Annotated in this window: 13 protein-coding genes; 5 read left to right on the top strand and 8 right to left on the bottom strand. The window is 59.1% G+C overall.

The window, feature by feature from the left end; genetic code table 11:
- Window positions 1-56: 56 nt before the first annotated feature.
- Entirely contained in the window at window positions 57-1217 is a 1161-nt protein-coding gene (locus AC1DVV_RS06415) for a hypothetical protein (protein ID WP_477707139.1), read from the top strand.
- Window positions 1218-1434: 217 nt separating this feature from the next.
- Here the strand turns inward: AC1DVV_RS06415 and AC1DVV_RS06410 are convergent, their stop codons facing one another.
- On the bottom strand, window positions 1435-3582 hold the full coding sequence (locus tag AC1DVV_RS06410) for a response regulator (protein ID WP_457280950.1): 2148 nt from the start codon (window positions 3580-3582) through the stop codon (window positions 1435-1437).
- A gap of 32 nt (window positions 3583-3614) precedes the next feature.
- Entirely contained in the window at window positions 3615-9371 is a 5757-nt protein-coding gene (locus AC1DVV_RS06405; RefSeq protein WP_477707138.1) for a HAMP domain-containing protein, read from the bottom strand.
- A 200-nt stretch (window positions 9372-9571) separates the two neighbouring features.
- Between AC1DVV_RS06405 and AC1DVV_RS06400 the strand changes: the two genes are divergently transcribed.
- Window positions 9572-10390: a hypothetical protein gene (locus tag AC1DVV_RS06400; RefSeq protein ID WP_457282793.1), complete on the top strand. Its 819-nt coding sequence runs from the start codon at window positions 9572-9574 to the stop codon at window positions 10388-10390.
- Window positions 10391-10501: 111 nt separating this feature from the next.
- On the top strand, window positions 10502-11407 hold the full coding sequence (locus AC1DVV_RS06395; protein WP_477707137.1) for a hypothetical protein: 906 nt from the start codon (window positions 10502-10504) through the stop codon (window positions 11405-11407).
- 38 nt (window positions 11408-11445) lie between these two features.
- Here the strand turns inward: AC1DVV_RS06395 and AC1DVV_RS06390 are convergent, their stop codons facing one another.
- Genes AC1DVV_RS06390 through AC1DVV_RS06380 form a run of 3 tightly spaced genes read right to left on the bottom strand, consistent with a single transcriptional unit; the run spans window position 11446 to window position 12429 of the window.
- Complete coding sequence (locus AC1DVV_RS06390) at window positions 11446-11631, bottom strand: hypothetical protein (RefSeq protein WP_457282791.1); 186 nt, start codon at window positions 11629-11631, stop codon at window positions 11446-11448.
- Between the two features lie 22 nt (window positions 11632-11653).
- Window positions 11654-12007: a hypothetical protein gene (locus AC1DVV_RS06385; RefSeq protein WP_457282790.1), complete on the bottom strand. Its 354-nt coding sequence runs from the start codon at window positions 12005-12007 to the stop codon at window positions 11654-11656.
- 11 nt (window positions 12008-12018) lie between these two features.
- Window positions 12019-12429: a response regulator transcription factor gene (locus AC1DVV_RS06380; RefSeq protein ID WP_457282789.1), complete on the bottom strand. Its 411-nt coding sequence runs from the start codon at window positions 12427-12429 to the stop codon at window positions 12019-12021.
- 343 nt (window positions 12430-12772) lie between these two features.
- Here AC1DVV_RS06380 and AC1DVV_RS06375 point away from each other — a divergent pair, with 343 nt between their 5' ends.
- Together AC1DVV_RS06375 and katE are read left to right on the top strand one after the other, a co-directional pair.
- Window positions 12773-13042 (top strand): hypothetical protein, encoded by a 270-nt coding sequence (locus tag AC1DVV_RS06375; RefSeq protein WP_477667352.1) that lies wholly within the window; start codon window positions 12773-12775, stop codon window positions 13040-13042.
- Window positions 13043-13150: 108 nt separating this feature from the next.
- The gene (katE, locus tag AC1DVV_RS06370) at window positions 13151-15325 is read left to right on the top strand and encodes a catalase HPII (protein ID WP_477707136.1); all 2175 of its coding nucleotides are present in this window, start codon (window positions 13151-13153) and stop codon (window positions 15323-15325) included.
- A 15-nt stretch (window positions 15326-15340) separates the two neighbouring features.
- On the opposite strand, the gene AC1DVV_RS06365 is transcribed toward katE, so the two are convergent.
- From AC1DVV_RS06365 to AC1DVV_RS06355, 3 genes are all read right to left on the bottom strand, one after another.
- The gene (locus AC1DVV_RS06365) at window positions 15341-17911 is read right to left on the bottom strand and encodes a penicillin acylase family protein (protein WP_477667355.1); all 2571 of its coding nucleotides are present in this window, start codon (window positions 17909-17911) and stop codon (window positions 15341-15343) included.
- A gap of 98 nt (window positions 17912-18009) precedes the next feature.
- Window positions 18010-18942 carry an FHA domain-containing protein gene (locus tag AC1DVV_RS06360; RefSeq protein ID WP_457282786.1) on the bottom strand — a complete coding sequence of 311 codons (933 nt, stop codon included), beginning with the start codon at window positions 18940-18942 and terminating at the stop codon, window positions 18010-18012.
- Window positions 18943-19084: 142 nt separating this feature from the next.
- Window positions 19085-20524 (bottom strand): aldehyde dehydrogenase family protein, encoded by a 1440-nt coding sequence (locus AC1DVV_RS06355; protein ID WP_457282785.1) that lies wholly within the window; start codon window positions 20522-20524, stop codon window positions 19085-19087.
- Window positions 20525-20744 lie beyond the last annotated feature (220 nt).

Genomic DNA, 20744 nt, shown 5'->3' with positions numbered 1-20744 from the left:
TGCGAGGTCATTGCCAAATGGTAGGCAGGTCCACACGGCTAAGCAATCCGGTAAATTTGCGACCTAAATTACCCCTGCAAAATCCTGTTGATCACTCGCAAGCCTTTGATTTTGAAGATGTATTTTCGGGATGTCTTGAATTAGTCGAGGAGTTCTGTCGGCCCTTGGATGTTGACCTCACGGATATTGCCGGCTCTATCAGAGCGCTGATCGCAAAAAACTTTTTTGGCTGCGTGAGGCGTACTGTCAATAAGACGACCTATCACAGCATGGAGCGCATGCTTAACAGCCCCACATGCCATAAAAATCGCGATGGAAAGTGGGATACCACCAAGCAGTTCCGCGGCTACCACAGGGGTGACCATGTGCCTAGAGCCAAGAAAATTTCCCAAGTCGAAAAGCTCACTCGTACGAAATTTAGGCCTGAAATAAACCAAGTTCTATGGACAGCGATCGACGTGACAGTGCCGCTTGAGAAACCGCTGTATAGGCTGTTCCGGCGTTTACCGCCCAGGATTTCACTACCAGCTAGACAGTGCTCTAGAGATATGACGTCCTTGATGCGGGGAGCGAAAATCCCCGATCATGCGATATATACCTCGTGCTCACAGCTCATGCTTCAAGCTGGCTTACCTGCTCTTGCTGCGCTCACTTTGCTTTTGAGAAAGGCGCACCAAAATCATCAGCAGGACGTTGCATCGACGGTTGCATGGTTTATTTTCAGAATGCTTCTTGTCTTAGGCGAAGAGCTGCAACAGCGCGGAATTGCTCATTTGCTGTACGAGTTCTATCTGAAAAACATATTTCTTCTCTATAGTCAGAGGGTGTTGTACGAGAATGCTCTGGGAATGGCTCAAGCATCACAACTGTTGAACCTGCTTGCCTTCGCCACTTCTAGCAGAGCCGGAAGGATCAAACTCACTTTTGACCAGCGGCTATGGGAGATGCGTCGCATTCTTAACGGAGGGTATGGCTACGCTTTTTTACAAGCCTTTACGCCTGCGTTCGGGCCCAACTCAATCACTGCGACACCGGACGAACTCGTGAGATTCAGGCTTCAAATAGGTGTTGGTGCGCGTGCCTGGATAACGATCCTGAGACTCATTGAGAAAGCCGCAATTCCATTGGTCTTCGATCCCGAGTTCATTGATTTGGATCTAGATTTCAGCATCTTTCTCAATAATCAGTTGCCATGGGGGCGCTGCAGCTCGGGGTAACTGCGGGCCACAATCAAAACCTCTTTATGAAAAGATGGTCACCGCAATCCACCTTAGGTGGAATTCGGGTCACATTGCCTTCTTGTGAGCGAGCTCGGGCTAGCGAAACTGCTGTCTGCCCCGTGAACACTTTGACCCTGGCGCAGAAACAAACCCAGCCAAATCAACGACTTACGAGTAATTGAAGCGGGTCAGACTCACAGCAGTCGTCCACGAGCTATTGTTCGCCCATGGCTTTTGTTTCCACTCGCGGCAGGCTCACCATAGCCAGGAGAGATTCGATGTCCGCGGGTTTCACCACATGATGATCAAAACCCGCTTGTTGGGAGCGCAACCGGCTTTCGGCTTCGCCGTAGCCGGTCAAGGCAATCAGCAGCGTTGTTTTCGATTCCGGGCGACTGCGCAGCTGGCGGGCAACCTCAAAGCCGTCCAGGCCGGGCAAACCGATGTCGAGGATGACTACGTCCGGCACGAATTCCCGGGCGATATGGAGCGCTGACGCACCATCATTCGCGATCCTCACATTAAAACCTTCCAGTTCCAGCAGCACTTGCAGCGTTTCTGCGGAAGCCGATAAATCGTCGACTACAAGGACTTTTCGGGGAACGGCAGCCACCGGTTTGGCGGCCGCCGGCGCAGCCACCACGGGAAGACCGGCATCGTTGCCTGAAATCCTCGCCGGAAAATAAAGGGATATCCGGCTTCCCATGCCTTTGCCTTCGCTATAAGCCTCTACTTTGCCGTTGTGCAACTCGACCAAATGCTTGACCAGTGTCAAACCGATACCCAGGCCCCCTTGCGCGCGGTCCAGGGCCTGGTCGCCCTGGGCAAAGAGGTCGAATACATGCGGCAGGAATTCGGGCTCAATGCCCTGGCCGTTGTCTGATACGAACAGGGTGACGCCCTCCTCCTGCAGCGAAGCGTTCAGCTCGATCTTTCCATGCTGATCCGTGAACTTGGAGGCATTGTTCAGCAGGTTGGAAAGTACTTGCGACAAGCGCACCAAATCGCCCTGGAGCACCACGGCTTCAGCTGGAAGACGGACAGTCAATTCCTGATTCCTGGCTGCCAGCAGCGGGCTGCTGGCCTCCACTGCATGCTCGCACAATGTCGAGAGCAGGACCGGCTCCATATGAACCGTCACCTTGCCCCTGACGATCCGCGAGACGTCCAGAAGATCATCGATCATTCGTGACATGTGATCGACCTGCCGGGCAATGACATCACGCGCCCATGCAACTTTCGGGTTGACCACATGGGAACTGTGGATGATGTGCACTGCGTTCCTGATCGGAGCCAGCGGATTCCTGAGCTCGTGCGCCAGCATGGCAAGGAACTCGTTCTTGCGGCGATCCGCTTCCTGAACCAGCGTATAGAGTCTGGCGTTTTCCATGGCAATAGAGGCACGGCCCACCACCTCGCTGAGCAGGGCAGCATCCGCCTGCGCAAAACCGCCGACCTTGCCGAACAGGATGAGTGCGCCCAACATCTGCTCACGCGCGACCAGCGGGCAAATCGCCATCTCCTCATGGTCCGCCGGCAGCTCCGGCCAGGCAGGCTGTGGGGCTACCGCGGAGGCCGTGGACGCCGCGCACAGCTCCGTTGCGGGCAGAAACGCTATTTTCCGCGAGAGCATGGCGCTGCGGACCGTCGCCGCCATGGAGGCGCTCAACTCGCGATGGCATTCGAGTACGACAGGGCCCGCAGAGGGATCCGGGCCGCCCGCAATCTTGAGGCAGCGGCAGTGCAGGTCGCCATGGCTGTCCAGCAGGGCGACTGCAGCCATGGCGCCCAGGCCCGGTACGGCGATATCCGCCAGCGCTTGGGCAGTGGCATCGATATTGAGGGACATGGACAGGCGTTGGCTGGCGTCCGACAGGAAGGCGGCGCGCCGCGTGGCATCCTCTGCCGCGGTGCGTGCCGCCTCGGACCGCGCCAGCGCCTCGCGCTCGACGGCCTGCTGCTGAAGCTGCCGGTTCATGCGGTGAAGGTCGACGAAAACCTTGACCTTGGAACGCAACACGCCAGGCACGACGGGCGACGAGATGTAGTCCACCGCGCCCAGCGCGTAACCCTTGGCGGCCTGTTCCTCGTCCACATAGGCCGTGATGAAAACAATGGGCGTTTGCGCCGTCTTCTTGTACTGCCGGATCATGCTGGCGGTCTCCAGCCCATCGATGTCGGGCATGTTGACGTCCAGCAGGATGACCGCAAACTCCATCTGCAGGATGAGGCGCAGAGCCTCCCGGCCCGAGCGGGCGCTGACGATGTTTTGCCCCAGTTCTTCCAGGATGCTGTTCATGACAACGTGCTTTTCCGGCAGGTCGTCGACGATCAGGATATTGACCAGGTCCGGATTCAGCATGTTTGCCGGCTCCTGCGGCATGAGGACGGCGCTCACCGGGGCAACCAGGCACGCAGCACGGCCAGCAGGTTTTCCGTATTGACGGGCTTGGAGAGATAGTCCCAGGCGCCGGCCTCTATGCATTTCTCGCGGTCCCCCTTCATGGCTTTGGCCGTGACCGCGATCATGGGCAAGGTCTTGCCGGCCGGCAGCTTGCGAATCTCCTGCATGGTGACCAGCCCGTCCATCACCGGCATCATGATGTCCATCAGTACCACGCTGAGCTGCGGATCGGAGGCAACTTTGGCGATGGCATCGTGGCCGTTGTCAGCCCAGACGATGTCCATGCCCTGCCCCTCCAGCACAGTGGCCAGAGCGAAGATATTGCGCATGTCATCGTCGACGATCAGCACCCTTTTCCCCGCGAGTGACTTGTTGGCATCGTGGAAGTTTCTCAAGGTGCTGCGCTGCCTGTCCGTCATGCGCGCCTCGCTTACATGCAGGGCATGCAGGGCCAGGTCTATCACCCGGGGGACGGACCTGGCTTCGCGGAAAAAGTAGCCGTCGTGTGACTGCCAGGCGGGCTGAAGCTGTGCATCGATCATGCCTTCACGCCAGACCACCACCTGCAGCGGCCCAAGCACCAAGGCTGCGGGCGAGGCATTTCGCAAGCGGTCGAACCCGTTCGCCAGTGACGCCTCATCAATCACGGCGCATTCGAAGCGGGCGAAGTCCTCGGGTTTGACGTCCGCCAGTGACGGCACCGCAAGGCACTGAACATGGCTGCCGCCCAGCAGGCTGGTGACCTCGGCACGCAACGCTTCGTCCTTCAGGGCAACAACCACGTGCCGCACCGGGCGCGACACATAACGGTGCAGCTGATCCAGCATTTCGTCGAGAACTTCCCTGGCGGGGATCGGTTTCTCAATGAATGCCATGGCGCCGGATCGATAGGCGCGCTCCTTGGAATCGTCGGTGGAGATCACGCAAACCGGAATGTGCCTGACGCTGAAGTCCTGCTTGATGCGCTCGAGCACGCGCCAGCCCTCCATGTCGGGAAGATGCATGTCCAGCGTGATGGCCGAAGGCTTGAACTCGGCGGCAAGCGTGAGGGCGCGGGCCCCCAGCGACGTCACCAGGCCCTTGAACCCCTTGGCCCTTGCGGCATCAAGCAAAAAGCTGGCAAAGGCCAGGTCGTTCTCCACAATCAGGAGCACAAAGTCGCCCGGCTGGATGGTGTGCCGGTCATCCGCAGCCTCATTGGCCGCAGAGTGCGTGTCCAGAGACAGAACGGAATCATCGAAGGCGACTTCCATCTTCTCGAAACCCAGGCGGCTGATCGGCGCGGCCGGCTCGAAGCGCTGCTCGGCGCTGCTGCCCTGCTTGCGCGCGGCGCGCGTGGAAGCGTAGACCAGCGGCAGGTAGAGCACAAAGCTGCTGCCTTCTCCCGGCGCGCTGGACAGGCGTATTTCGCCGCCCAGCAGGCGCGAGAGTTCGCGACTGATGGCCAAACCCAGACCGGTGCCGCCGTACTTGCGGCTGGTACTGCCGTCAGCCTGCTGGAAGGCTTCAAAGATGATCTGCTGCTTGTCGGCGGAAATACCGATACCTGTGTCAGTAACGGAAAACGCCAGCACCTGCTGCGCGCGGTTGAGTTCCTCATTGTCCGGACTCCAGCCGGTAAAGGCTTCTTCTATCGCCAGGGCCACATGACCCTGGTGCGTGAATTTGAAGGCGTTCGACAACAGGTTTTTGAGAATTTGCTGCAGGCGCTTGACGTCGGTCACCATGGAAACCGGCAACTGCAGCCCGGTAGTGATCAGGAAATCCACATTCTTGGCTTCGGCCACATGGCGGAAAGTGCGCTCGACGTACATCTGCAGATCGGACAGCCGCAGCTCGTTCACGTCCACCACCACCGTGCCCGACTCGATCTTGGACAAATCCAGGATGTCGTTGATCAGCATCAACAGGTCGTTGCCGGAGGAATGAATGGTCTTGGAAAACTCCACCTGCTTGTTGGTCAGGTTGCCTTCCGAGTTCTTGCACAGCTGATCGGACAGGATCAGCAGGCTGTTCAGCGGTGTGCGCAGCTCATGCGACATATTGGCCAGAAACTCCGACTTGTACTTGGACGTGAGCGAAAGCTGCTTGGCCTTTTCTTCCAGTGCCTGCCGGGCTTGTTCGACCTCCTGGTTCTTGCGCTCCACCTCGTCGTTCTGCTGGACCAGCAGATGGGCCTTTTCCTGCAGTTCCTCGTTGGTCTGCTGCAGTTCTTCCTGCCGGCTTTGCAGCTCCTGCGCCAGGGACTGCGACTGGGTCAACAAGTCCTCTGTACGCATATTCGCTTCAATCGTGTTGATCACGATGCCGATACTCTCCGTGAGTTGGTCCAGGAAAGCCTGGTGGGTTGGGTTGAATCGCTCGACCGAGGCGAGTTCCACCACACCGCGGACCTGGCCTTCGAAGATGATGGGCAGCACCAGGATGTCCATAGGCGCCACTTCGGTGAGGCCGGACGATATCTTGAGGCCCTGCGGTAGCGAGGACGTCAACAGGATCTTTTGTTTGTCGAAAGCGCACTGGCCTATCAGGCCCTGGCCCAAGTCGATTTCCTTGCCGTAAGCGCCCTGCCCTTCGGAGGCGTAGCTGGCCATGAGACGCAGGCGCGGCCTCTCGTGCGTGTAGCTCAGCACATAAAACTCCGCCTGCTGCGCGCCAACCACCGGTGCCAGCTCCGAGAGAATCAGATGCCCCACGGCCACCAGGTCTTTCTGGCCCTGCAGCATCCGGCTGAATTTGGCGAGATTGGTTTTGAGCCAGTCCTGCTCTGTGTTGACCTGGGTCGTGTCCTTGAGGTTGCGGATCATTTCATTGATCGTGTCTTTCAGCGCCGCCACCTCACCGAGTGCCTCGACAGTGATGGACCGCGTCAGGTCACCTTGCGTTACGGCAGTGGCCACCTCGGCAATGGCGCGTACCTGGGTCGTCAGGTTGGCAGCCAGCTGGTTCACGTTCTCCGTCAGGCCTTTCCAGGTGCCGGCGGCTCCGGGCACCTTGGCCTGGCCACCCAGCTTGCCTTCCACGCCGACCTCGCGCGCCACTGTGGTTACCTGATCGGCGAAGGTGGCCAGGGTGTCAGTCATGCCGTTGATGGTATCGGCCAGCGCGGCGATCTCGCCCTTGGCTTCCACGGTCAGCTTGCGCTCCAGGTCGCCGTTGGCCACGGCCGTCACCACGCGCGCAATGCCTCGCACCTGGCTGGTCAGATTGCCAGCCATGAAGTTCACGTTGTCAGTCAAATCCTTCCAGGTACCGGCCACGCCCTGCACGTCGGCCTGCCCGCCCAGTTTGCCTTCGGTGCCCACTTCTCGTGCTACCCGCGTCACTTCAGAGGCAAATGACCGAAGCTGATCCACCATGGTGTTGATGGTGGCCTTGAGTTCGAGGATTTCGCCCTTCACGTCCACCGTGATCTTCTTGGAGAGGTCACCGGCGGCCACGGCCTTGGTCACGTCGGCAATGTTTCGCACCTGTGATGTCAGGTTACCGGCCATGAAGTTCACGTTGTCGGTCAGATCCTTCCAGGTACCGGCCACTCCCTGCACGTCGGCCTGCCCGCCCAGCTTGCCCTCAGTACCCACCTCGCGCGCCACMCGYGTCACYTCMGAGGCAAATGAYCGMAGCTGATCCACCATGGTGTTGATGGTGTTCTTGAGCTCCAGAATCTCGCCCTTCACGTCCACCGTGATCTTCTTGGAAAGGTCACCGGCCGCCACGGCGGTCGTCACCTCGGCAATGTTCCGCACCTGTGCCGTCAGGTTGGAGCCCATGGAGTTGACCGAATCGGTCAAATCCTTCCAGGTGCCGGCCACGCCCTGCACGTCGGCCTGMCCGCCCAGCTTGCCYTCRGTACCCACCTCGCGCGCCACACGCGTCACCTCCGAGGCAAACGATCGCAACTGATCCACCATGGTGTTGATGGTGTTCTTGAGCTCCAGAATCTCGCCCTTCACGTCCACCGTGATCTTTTTGGAGAGGTCGCCCGCCGCCACAGCCTTGGTCACCTCGGCGATGTTGCGCACCTGGCCGGTCAGGTTGGAGCCCATGGAGTTGACCGAGTCGGTCAAATCTTTCCACGTGCCGGCTACACCTTGCACATCGGCCTGGCCGCCCAGTTTGCCTTCGGTGCCCACTTCTCGTGCCACCCGCGTCACTTCAGACGCAAAAGACGAGAGCTGGTCCACCATGGTGTTGATGGTGTTCTTGAGCTCCAGAATCTCGCCCTTCACGTCCACCGTGATCTTCTTCGAAAGATCACCGGCCGCCACAGCCGTCGTCACCTCGGCAATGTTGCGCACCTGGCCGGTCAGGTTGGAGCCCATGGAGTTGACCGAGTCGGTCAAATCTTTCCACGTGCCGGCTACACCTTGCACGTCGGCCTGCCCGCCCAGCTTGCCCTCAGTACCCACCTCGCGCGCCACACGTGTCACTTCAGACGCAAAAGACGAGAGCTGGTCCACCATGGTGTTGATGGTGTTCTTGAGCTCCAGAATTTCGCCCTTCACGTCCACCGTGATCTTCTTGGAGAGGTCACCGGCGGCCACAGCTTTGGTCACGTCGGCGATGTTTCGCACCTGTGATGTCAGGTTACCGGCCATGAAGTTCACGTTGTCGGTCAGATCCTTCCAGGTACCGGCCACGCCCTGCACGTCGGCCTGCCCGCCCAGCTTGCCCTCAGTACCCACCTCGCGCGCCACCCGTGTCACTTCAGAGGCAAATGACCGAAGCTGATCCACCATGGTGTTGATGGTGTTCTTGAGCTCCAGAATCTCGCCCTTCACGTCCACCGTGATCTTCTTGGAGAGGTCACCGGCCGCCACGGCGGTCGTCACCTCGGCAATGTTCCGCACCTGTGCCGTCAGGTTGGAGCCCATGGAGTTGACCGAATCGGTCAAGTCCTTCCAGGTGCCGGCCACGCCCTGCACGTCGGCCTGCCCGCCCAGCTTTCCTTCGGTACCCACCTCGCGCGCCACCCGCGTCACCTCGGCCGAGAAGGTTCCGAGCTGCTCCACCATCTTGTTGATGATCATGGCCGTACGCAGGAACTCACCTTCCAGCGCCTTGCCTTCTGCTTCGAGGGCCATGCTCTTGGACAGATCGCCCTGGGCGACGGCACCAATCACACGCGCCACCTCGCTGGTCGGATGAACCAGATCCGCTATCAGGGAATTGATGGATTCGGCAGAGTCGCGCCAAAAGCCGGAGGCATCGGGCACAAATGCGCGCTCTTTCAGGCGGCCCTCCTTTCCGACCACCCGGCTCAATCGCTCCAGCTCCCGCGCCATCCGGACATTCTCGGAAACCACATCGTTAAATGCATCTGCAACCTTGCCCGGTACACCCGTCCAGTCCTGCGGCAACGACGCATGCACATCGCCCTTCTTAAGGTCGGTCAACGCTGCGAGAATAATTTTTGTCTGATCCGCTGCCGTATCGGCGTCATCAAGCACGGTATTAATCGCGACAGCATTTTCCAGCCAGAAGCCGGATAATTTTTCTTCCGGCAGACGGCGACTCACTCGCGCCGTAGAGCGGGATTTGGCAGCAAGTCCCTTGCAGCGGCTGGTGGTCGCCGCCGTCATAGCCGACAGCTGATTGAATTCAGCGGCGATCTTTCCGTAGACGCCTTCCCACTCCGTCGGCAGTGTGACTGCGAGTTCGCCCCGCCGTAGTGCGCTGAGGGATTTGAGAATGAACTTGAGTTCGGTGTCGCGCTCCACCACGGCCAGCTTGGCTAGTGCCTCCATATCATTCATCCTGTATTGAAGGTAACGTTTTGTAGAAACGGCTGACGAGATTACTCGCGAACATTCAGAATGACAACACAAAGCCCTCACTATTTACCGAAGGGCGCGGCAATCTGCAGCATGCCTGTCACAACCTTTCATCTGTAGGTTTTGGCTTACATACCCCTCCGTTCTAACGCTGTATATTTTGAAGTTACGCCTTGAAAATATCGCAGCAAGATGTATTCAAAAAGCGGCGCGGCCCTGCAGCCAACCCTGCAGTTTTCTGGAGCATTTTCGACGGCACGATCACCATGAATGTTCAATTCCACAGCACATCAATCCAGGAAACGGCATTGGAAAGATGCGTGACGGAGGCGGCGCAATACGCACTCCTGCGGCGGCTCGCTCCCGTGATCCGTCACAATATGGCGGGTACGCTGCAACCGATTGCCATGGTTGCGGCCATGCTGGAAAGGCGACTCCAAAAAACAGACACAGATCCGGAAACGCTGCTGCGAAATGCACGCGACATCGTGGCGCTGTCCAAAGAGGCAGCTGCATCCTGTGTTGATTTGATGGGCTGGCTTGCCCCCCGGGAAAACAAGTCAGTCAAAGCCGGAAAAGGCATTGCGGAGTGTCTGGGCATGGTGGCAACCCAGCTCTCGTTCAAGGGCATTTCCATTGTCGACAACACCAGCCAGGTCGATGTCGAGCTGTCCCAGTCGGCGCTGCGCAATGTGTTAACTGCCGCGATCATTACCCTGACCGACACGGCCACCGGACCCAGGGCACTGCTCATGGAAACTGAATTCACCGATGGTTTCTTTTCCGTTCAGGCTTCATTGAATGAGCCGAATGCGTCCGCGCCTGCGCGGGTGCCTGAGAAGTCGTCGTATCGGCAACTTGAATGGCATGACCTGGAAGCATTGGCGCTGCGGGAAGCCGTGCGTCTGACTCGTACGGAAAATCGGATTGCGCTGCTATTTGAAACATCCCCAACAACGCCGGACCGGCTGGCCGAAGTGGCACAAGCCTGACCAAATCCTTTTGGGCTCCCGCTTCCTCCCTTCCTCCTTCTTTTCGGCGATAAATGTAGGACGATGGAGCATATGACCCAATTGCCTGTTTTCCACTGGCACACTGAGACCATGAGCAGCTTTCAAACCCTCGTGGTCGCCTGTTGCCTGGCATTCGGCACATCCCTGCTGCCGGTTGCCGCGCAAGCGCAGCAAGCTCCCGCTGTTTCGGCGGAACCCCACGCTGCTGCCCTGCTAGAAAAGCATGTGGCATTGGCCGGGCAGCTTTCGCAGAACGCCTTCCACAGGCCGCTTTTTCTGGAGTCTTCAGAAGGCACCAACACGGTCAGTGGAAGTGCATATGCTGTACTGAATTCCCCTTTCAATACGGTTAGCGCCACGTTCAAAAGTCCCAATCGCTGGTGCGAAATGCTGATGCTCCACATCAACACCAAATACTGCCACGCCAGTTCGAACAGCAGCCCCAGCACTCTGAAAATGAACATCGGCAAAAAAACCGCGCAGCAGCTGGAGGACGCATTCGCGTTGCAATTCAACTATCGGCTGACCGCCAGTTCTTCCGACTATCTGGGTGCCCAACTCAACGCCGACAAAGGTCCGCTGGGAACCAGCAACTACCGAATCGAATTGCAGGCAGTTGCACTACCTGGTGGAAAAACCTTCATCCATTTGGGTTATTCCTATGGCTACGGCATCACCAGCCGCCTGGCCATGCAGGGCTACCTTGCCACCGTGGGCAATGGAAAAGTGGGATTCACCCAAATACGGCAAGACCAGAACATGACGCATGTAGGCGGAATGCGCGGCGCGGTAGAGCGCAACACCATGCGTTACTACCTGGCGATCGAAGCCTACCTCGCCGCTGTGGACAAACCAGCCGCGCAGCAACTTGAAGCGCGCATGCTGCATTGGTTTGATGCCACGGAACAGTACGCACGGCAGCTTCATGAGGTAGACAAGAACACTTATCTCACCATGAAAAGGGCTGAGTACCAGCGGCAGCAGGCCGCCCTGTAAGCTATTGCGCTGAGTGCCCGCGCGAGCTGGAGCTGTGTTTAAACCGCCTGCGGTGGCACGTTTGTCGCCGGCTCGCGGATCGGTAGCGTCGGCTCCAGCGGTGGATCATTGACCTCAGGGGGCGTGCCTGGCGCAGGAGGAATAATCACCGGCGGCACCTCGGTGGGAACATGGATGCCAGGGGTGCCGGGACTGGGTTCCGGAACGGGAACATGAAGTCGCATAGGATGCTCCGGGGCCAGGGAGTTATCTGATCCAGCGTGGCAAGTGCGAACCGGCGCGGCGACGCAACTGTGATCGCAGCATGATCATGGCCAAGGCGCCGGCGGCGGCGGCCATCAATGCCGAACGGCACGGGTATTCCGCGACCTGGGTTCGAAAAGAACCCATAAGAGGGGCCCGCTTGTCGCCGGCCCGGACTGCCGGCGGCCGGGTCACCTGGGCGTCGGACGGAAAACCGCCTGTTCCATGGACTTGCTCCGCCAATACTGCCTCTTCGGCGGACGGAAAAATATCTTCCGACAACTTGCGTTGACCTGCACCGGAACGGTAAACAGGGTCCTCTGTGGACTGGCCGGTTAACACTGCAGATTCGTTCATGCCGTCCTCCTTCAGGCTCGCTGGAGCGCGGATTCGTCATTCGCAACCTGGTCCAGTTTTTGGCTTTGAGTCACGCAGTAAGCAAGCAGGCAGTCAATTTCAGTCGATTTGTCAAATACCGCATCGACACCCAACTCCGCACAGCGCCTGCGCATTTCGGGTGTTGCGTAGTTACTGAATACCACTATTTTTTGAAGCGGCCTGCGGGCGCGGCAAGCCTGCAACACCCCGAGACCGCTACCTTTCTTGAGAAAGAGGTCGACGATGGCCAGATCCCATTGCGCGTCGTTGCGCGTCAACCACTCTGCCCCCTGCTCTTCAGAATCAGACGTGCCAACCGCTTCCACCGGAGCGAGTTCTTCCAGCGTACTGATCAGGTTTTCGCGGATGGTCGGGTTGTCCTCTACGACATAGGTTTTCATTTTTGGCAACGTCATCGGCGTATCCCCGTCTGTAACTGGGCATGGATGTCTTTCATGGCTGCAAATTTAAGCGAAGCGTCTTCCGGTTTCTGCCGGAGGGACGAGCATGCCCGTGTAGGAGAAAAGGCCAGCGCGCCGCCAAGGCGCCTGAAACCTGACGTCCACATGAACACTTTGCACACGCTAAAACGGTAAGCCATGTCTTACGCAAGGAGAAGAAAGGCCTTACAGGGTGCGCCGGCATCCGGCTACCGGATATGGATCTGCCGGCCCGTATGGTCTATGCACCAGACAACGACACCGGGACACAACCGGTGGAGCGCAAACCACACGGGGAATCACCATGAAACTGATGGGCGGACTTTTGGCAGGCATGGCAGCAGGATTGCTCACCGCCTGGCGAATTCATGCAAGCCCCCGGGGTATCGACCTCGTCCATGCATTTCTCACCGCGCTTGTCTGCGCAGCAAGCCTGTTTTTGTGTTCAATGCTGTTGCCCGATGGCCTTGCCGACGCACTTCAGGAACTCATGGGCTGGTGCCTGGCCGGCACCGTTGCCGCACTGGCACTGCTGGCCTGCGTGAAGGGGCTGGAAGGTTTACTCGATACGTGACGGCCATATTTGCGCCGGCCAAACCGCCGGCCCGCCTGCGACAGAAAGCTCCAGGTGCACTCTCATTTCACCGCCCCCGACGCCCTCTTTTAAGAAGAAAGATTTTTCATGCCGCCATCCAAGCGCAACGCTATCAACCCTGGCCGAAATGCGGAAGGTGCAAAAGACAAAAAGTCGCAGCTTGAGGGGTTCTCCACCGGCCCGGCCGCGGCCCTGACCACCAACCAGGGCCTGCAGATTCCGGACAACCATAACTCGCTGAAGGCGGGCGTGCGCGGCCCTACCCTGCTGGAGGATTTCATCCTTCGCGAAAAAATCACCCATTTCGACCACGAACGCATTCCGGAACGCGCCGTCCATGCACGAGGCTCCGCTGCACATGGGTACTTCAAACCCTACAAGTCGATGGTGCAATACACCAGCGCTGCCTTTCTCCAGGACCCGGACGTGGAAACGCCGGTATTTGTGCGGTTTTCTACCGTGGCCGGCTCCAGGGGCTCGGCGGATACTGTGCGTGACGTGCGCGGGTTTGCCGTGAAGTTTTACACCTCCGAGGGAAATTACGACCTTGTCGGCAACAACATTCCCGTTTTCTTTATCCAGGATGCCATCAAGTTTCCGGACCTGATCCATGCGGTCAAGCCGGAGCCGCACCATGAAATGCCCCAGGCGGCCAGTGCCCACGACACGTTCTGGGATTTTGCTTCGCTGATGCCTGAAACTACACACATGCTGATGTGGGCCATGTCAGACCGCGCCATACCGCGCAGCCTCCGCATGATGGAGGGCTTCGGTGTCCATGCATTCCGTTTTATCAATGCCCGCGGCGATTCGCACTTTGTGAAGTTTCACTGGAAACCCAAGCTCGGCATTCACGGACTGGCATGGGATGAAGCCCAGAAGATTGCCGGCAAAGACGCTGACTTTCACCGGCGCGACCTGTGGGAGGCTATCGAAAGCGGCAATTTTCCCGAATGGGAACTGGGCGTTCAAATCGTGGACGAAGGCAAGGAGGACGAGCTGGGGTTCGACATCCTGGACCCGACCAAACTGATTCCGGAAGAACAGGTGCCCGTGCAGATCATCGGGAAGATGGTGTTGAACCGTAATCCCGACAATTTCTTTGCTGAAACCGAGCAGGTGGCATTCCACCCCGGCCACCTGGTGCCGGGCATCGATTTTTCCAATGACCCTCTGCTGCAGGGCCGCCTTTTTTCCTATACGGACACGCAGCTGTCACGCCTGGGCGGCGCCAATTTCCACGAGATTCCGATCAACCGCGCCGTCTGCCCGATGCACAACTTCCAGCGGGACGGCATGCACCGCCAGGCGATCAGCAAAGGACGGGTAGCGTATGAGCCCAATACGCTGGGCAATGGGACAGAGTTCAGGATCGATGGCGGAGCGCATGGCTTCCAGTCATACCCAGAACAGGTAGAGCCACCCAAAATAAGGCGCCGCAGCCCTTCATTCGACGACCATTTCTCCCAGGCGGCACTGTTCTGGAACAGCCAGAGCGCGGTGGAAAAAGACCATATCGTTGCGGCATTCCGGTTTGAGCTCTCCAAGGTGGAGGTCCCTGAAATACGCCAGCGCATGGTGGACAACCTGGCCCATGTGGACCTGAAACTGGCAACCCGTGTGGCAACCCCGCTGGGCATCAATCCGCCGGATCCCAAGGCTGCATCCGGCCGGCTGGGTTTCCGGGACTACCGCATCACCAGCAAGATCGAGGAAGACCCGGCATTGCGCATGGTGGGCCGCACCGGCGGCAGCGTCAAGACACGCAAAGTGGCCATCCTGGTAGCGGACGGCGTCGAAGCCGCAGCCCTCAAGCGCATCCAGCAAGACCTCCTGGACGCCGGTGCGCTGTGCAAACTCGTCGCGCCGCACCTGGGCACGGTCAGCACCTCGTCCGGCCGGCAGCTTGCGGTGGACCATACTTTCACGAATATGCCCTCCGTGATGTTCGACGCGGTGCTGATCCCCGGGGGAGGCGACAGCATAGGCACCCTGGCCGCCATGGGCGAAGCTGTGCATTTCGTGCTGGAGGCCTACAAGCATTGCAAAACGATTTGCGCCATCAACGACGGCGCCCAGCTGTTAAGCACCCTGGGTTTCAGTCTGGGCAAAGACCCGGAGCTGATCCACGTGCCGACGCCGGGAGTCCTGATAGCCGATGCACGCAAAGTGACTGAGGGGCAGGTTTCCCAAGACTTCATGGCAGCCATCGCCCAGCATCGCCACTGGGACCGGCTGAATGTCGACGCCATCCCGGCGTGAGACTTCGAAGCCCGTTCAGGGACTCAGCGTGAGCCGGTGCACGTAGGTTGACGGGTTCATCTGCAACGGCCGGTATTGCACTGCGGCCCAGCGGTCCTTCATGTCGCGATAGCGCCCGGAAAACACCAGGCCGCTTTGCCCCGTCTGGTAAATGAAGCGTGAGTTCTCCAGGTCTGCGAGGTCATACACGGCCCGCAAAGAAGCGGCCTGCCTGTTGGCGAAAGGCGTCGCGTCCCCGGTCGCCCAGTACTGCCCCACGTTGACGGTAAAGGTATCGCCACCGGTGGGAACGCGGACATCAAAGAACTTAGCGAGCCAGGGCACGTTGCCAAATGGCTTGTGGGCAGACAGCGCGAAGTGCGCCCTGCCCCAGCTCCAGGCCTCTACGTCGTTCCCATAGGCTGCCTGGAGGCGATCCAGCGCCCGGTTCAGCGCAGCAGCAGACTGCGCCGCACAACCAGCGGTGCCGCACCATCCGGTGTCGTTACTCTCGAGAATGTCTTCCAGCGTGCTCCTGAAATGGCGCTTGCCGTAAAGGGCCTTGAACGTGGGCTCACCCAGTTTTGCACCGATGGTGCCCCGTGTCAGCTCGTCTACCCAGGCGGCAAACACCAGAGGTTCCGCCTGGTCGGCGCGCATGGTCCCGTCAAATCCCGCCATCTTGCGGCGTACTGCTTCTGCCAACGGATGGGCGGAAGACTGCGACAGCGTTTCCTGCAGGAAAGGCAAGAGCCGCACCGTGGCCGCCGAGTACTGGTCACCCTGTATTTTTTGCATGGACTCCATGGTGTGCCTGGGTGTGGCAGCCAGCAACTGTTCAATGCGGTTGTAGCGGTAAGGCACGGTCCAGTCCTGCCCGATGAAGAAGGGATAAGCAGGTGGCGTAATGCGCTGGTTCGCCGTAGACCACCAGCCCTTGGCCTCAATCGCCGGATTGGCGGCCTCGGGCGTCTGCGCATAAGGCACCCAGCCTGCCCAGTCGTAGCGCGCCTCCCACCCGGGGGACGGCGCGGTCCCGAGGATGTCGTTATCGGGTTTTCGCAGCGGTACCTTGCCGACCGCCTTGAAACCGGTTTGGCCGAAGACATCCGCGGTCACGACGTTTTGCATGGGCGAGTGATAGGCCGAAAATGCCGCAAGCAACTCCTGGGCAGACTGTGCCCGGTTAGCGCGCAGGCCTGCCAGCACGGTCTGGTTGTCGGCATCCAGGGCACTCCAGCGCAACGCGATCACATATTTGCGGATATCAAGCAGGTCGGCGTGCGACTTCTGGACATCGCTGAGAACGGGGCCGTGGCGGCTTTCTCGCACATTGAGCACCACATCGGGTTGACCCTTCACCTTGATCGTCTCGCTACGAACCTTGAAGTCCTCCCAGGCCGTGTCGGCGTTTGCGCCGCCAGCATGGGGTACGCGGTACTGCTGCGCATTGGCAGGATTAATCTGCTCCAGGTACAAATCCTGCACATCCGGGGCGGTGTTGGTGAAGCCCCAGGCCACCTTCCCGGTATGCCCCATCACCACAAAGGGCAAGCCGGGCAATGTCGCGCCGATCACGTCCAGCGCCGGCGCGCTACCGCCGTTCGCTGTCTTGCCTTCGGATGCCTGCAGCCGCGCGAAATACCAGACAGCCGGCGCAGACAGCCCCAGATGCGGGTCGTTGGCGAGCAGCGGCTTGCCGCTGTCGGTGTGGGAGCCCGCCACCACCCAGTTATTGGAGCCTTTGCCCCCTACGTTACCGAGTGCCAAGGCCCAATCGTTGATGTTCGAAGCCAGGGCTGCGACGTCCAGTGGTCGATTTTCAGCCTCAAATAGCCTCCTAGACCTTGACTGACGGGCGCTGGAAGCTATCTTTTTAGTAGCATCCGGGAGGTCGGACCGGTAAACGCCCAAGCCCGCATACAGCTTGGAAAAGTCCACTTTCGAGGCAGGCTGTTCGCCTGGGTAAGGCGGAAACAACTGCTGGAGTTCTGCGGGCTTCAGCAGCCGGGCCGCCGACAGGCGCGCGAACTCGGTGCCCCAGTTGCCGCCGAGGTCCAGCGCCATCATCAGCGACCATGCGACGCTGTCAGTGGGAGACCAGGCTTTGCCGGAAAGGCCTCCAGGTTTGACGCCCACGATATGGAACTCGGGAGACAGCGCCTGCGAAGAGCCTTGATAAAAAGCATTGATGCCGTCGCTGTAGGCCTGCATCGCATCGCGCCCCTCGGCCGGAAGGTTCTGCCATTGGCGCTCGGCGGCCTGCACAACACCCAGGGTGCGCAGCAACTTGTCGGTGTCAAGTGTGGCCGGGCCAAACACCTCGGACAGCTCACCGTGCATAACCCGCCGGTTGAACTCCAGCTGCCAGCCACGCTCCTGTGCATGGACATAACCAAGGGCAAACCAGGCGTCGTGGGGCGACTGGGCCTTGATGTGGGTGACATCCGCGGTGTCACGGGCAACCGATACGGGGCCACGCAAGCCCGCGGTCTGGAGTTCACCGTCGAGTGTCGGGAAGGTCCGGTAAATATAGAAACCCGCCACGGTGGTTGCGATCAGCAGCAACACCAGCAGCGCAGCAGAAATGCGTTTGAACCAGACCATCATGTTCCATCGGGTGATACGGATAGCGCAGCCAGGTGCCCATGGCGATGAGCAGTTGGCATGCCAGGCAGAATCTGGTCGGCCCTGCCGGAAAGACGCTATTTTGTTTGAAGATGGACTTTGCCGTCAGCAAACTTGAAACTGACGGTAGGCACCGTGAAGTCTTCAAAGGGAGCGCCCAGAGCAATCTCACCCTCTTGCAGCAACACACATTCCTGTCGGCGCAATGCCACGACAGCTGCGCTGTCGGAAAATCGCACCCAGGTGCCGTAACTGCTGACATCTTCAAGGTAAAACTTGCCGGCACGCCATTCAATTCTGGCGTGCCTGCGGGAAACGCGCGGATCTTGAACCACAAATTGCGCGTCGTGGTCTCGCCCCAGGAAAATCGGCAGCTCACCCGAGGCGAACTCGGTATTGATGTCCAGCCAGCACAACTCGATCGACGCCAGAGCCAGGGGCTGCGGGGCCGAGTGCGCCGTCAGGCTGGAAGGTACGGTAAATGATTCGGTCATGACTTCTGCCTGCCATTCGATGCGGTGGACCAGGCAGGCTTCGGTGCGGCCACGAATGTCCATGGCGCCAAGATTTCGGGAGCGTACGAGTGTGTCGGCTGGCAGCTTTTCGATGACGGCTTCGGTCGCGAGTATCTGGTCCGGGCCGGACAGATCGCTCAACCGGGAGGCCACATTGACGGCGTCGCCGAAGCAATCGCCGTCCTGCTCGACAATTTCACCCCGTGCCACGCCCAGCTGCAGCCGCATCTTGAGGTGCTCGGGCCAGTTCCGGATACGGTCGCGGTGAACCCGCTGCAGCTCGGTTACGGCGTCAACGGCGTCTGCGTTGTCTGGAAACACCACCAGCACACCGTCGCCCAGGTATTTCACAACGTGGCCGCGATAGGCCACGCTGACCTTGCCTATCCACTGCGTCAAACGTGTGATGGCCTGAGTTGCCTTGGCATTGCCCAGCGATTCAAAAACCCCGGTGCTTCCGGTGAGATCGGCAAAAACGACGGTGACTTCTGCCATAGGGTCTATGTAACTGCTTGTAGCTATCTTGCGCAATTAAAACATAAGCATGATTACGACAAGAAGAAATTGCGTGCCAAGACCCGCAACTGTAACTAAATGTTTTAATCTTCCATCCATCAGCAGCGTTGAACCAGGCGGCTCAAGCCACGGCGGCTTTTAGCTGAATGGCCTTGAATTCCAGAAATTCTTCAAAACCATAAACGCCGTTTTCGCGGCCATTACCCGATTGTTTGTAGCCACCAAACGGCGCCTGACCGTTGAAAGGTCCGCCATTGATATCCACCTGTCCCGTGCGCAAGCGGCGCGCCACTTTCATGGCCCGTTCGTCGGTGCCGCCCCACACCGCACCGCCAAGACCGTAAATGGTGCTATTGGCAATCGACACCGCCTCGTCCTCATCGTTGTAGGAAATAACGACCAGGACCGGGCCGAAAATTTCTTCCTGTGCCAGCGTGTCAGTTGCCTTGATCCCCAGGATGGTGGGTTGGACAAAATAGCCCTGCGCAAAATCAGGCGCCTCAGCACCGCCGGCAATCACATCCGCACCTTCTTCAATGCCGGTTCGGATAAAACCGAGGACGCGGTCACGCTGGGCTGCACTGACCAGCGGTCCGAGTTTGCTGGTTTCCACCAGGCTGGGGCCGATACTGAATTTCGCGACAGCTGCCTGTGCGAGCGCCTTGGCTTCCTCGTAGCGCCCGGCCGGCACCAGCATGCGGGTGTGGGCCGAACAGGTCTGGCCGCTGTTGAGCATGCAGGCCGATACAGTGCCTTTGACCGCAGCTTCGAAATTTGCATCTTCCAGGATGACACTGGCCGACTTCCCGCCGAGCTCGAGCGCTACCCGCTTGACCGACTGGCTGGCCAGTTCGCTCACACGTTTGCCTGCCCGGGTAGAGCCGGTAAAGCTCAGCATGTCGACTTCGGGATGCGTTGCCAGCACCTCGCCCACCACGGGGCCTACACCGTTGACCAGGTTGAACACACCGGGCGGCAGGCCGGCCTCATGAATGATTTCAGCCAGGATCATGGCGTTGACCGGGGCGATTTCGCTGGGCTTGAGCACCACGGTGCAACCTGCCGCCATGGCGGGGGCGATCTTGAGTGTGATCTGGCTGAGCGGGAAATTCCAGGGCGTGATGCACCCCACGACACCGATCGGCTCGCGTACCACGAGCGAGTTGCCGACCTGCTTTTCCCATTCGAACTGGCGGGCCACCTTGGCAAAGTTTCCCCAGTGCCATGCGGGCCCTCCTACCTGGACGGCCCGGGCCATCTTCAGGGGCATGCCCACCTCGCGCGCAATGGCCACGGCCAGGTCTTCGATGCGGGCCTTGATGCCGGCGGCCACCTTATCCAGGTAAGCAGCGCGCGTCTCGACGGGCAACGTAGACCATCCGTCAAACGCAGCCCGGGCCGCCAATACCGCAGCTTCTGCTTCCCCGACCGTACCGGACGGCACGGTTGCCATCACCTCTTCGGTACTGGAATCATGGACAGGAAGGGTCTCCGAAGACTGGGCTTTGACCCATTGTCCGTTGATGTAATGCGCGGGATAGGCGGTCATTGTGGTGTTCATGTTGGGTCTGGCTGGGGCTGAAAAGTTGAGCGAATGGTGGAAGGGTGACTTTTGTCTACAGCTGAAACTTAATGTAAGTCTAAAGATTTAAACGCTGTTCAATACCAGAATCGACTTGACATCTAGTTACTAACTCCTTGATTCATTTGTTGTTTTGCGTTAACCATTTCACACAAAACGTCTTGCAAATGAACCGCCGCAGTCTTAATCTAACAGAACA

The organism is Polaromonas sp. P3_B4 (assembly GCF_056402835.1).
The sequence above is the reverse complement of the archived record's forward strand: the minus strand, read 5'-3'. Positions and strand labels throughout refer to the sequence as shown.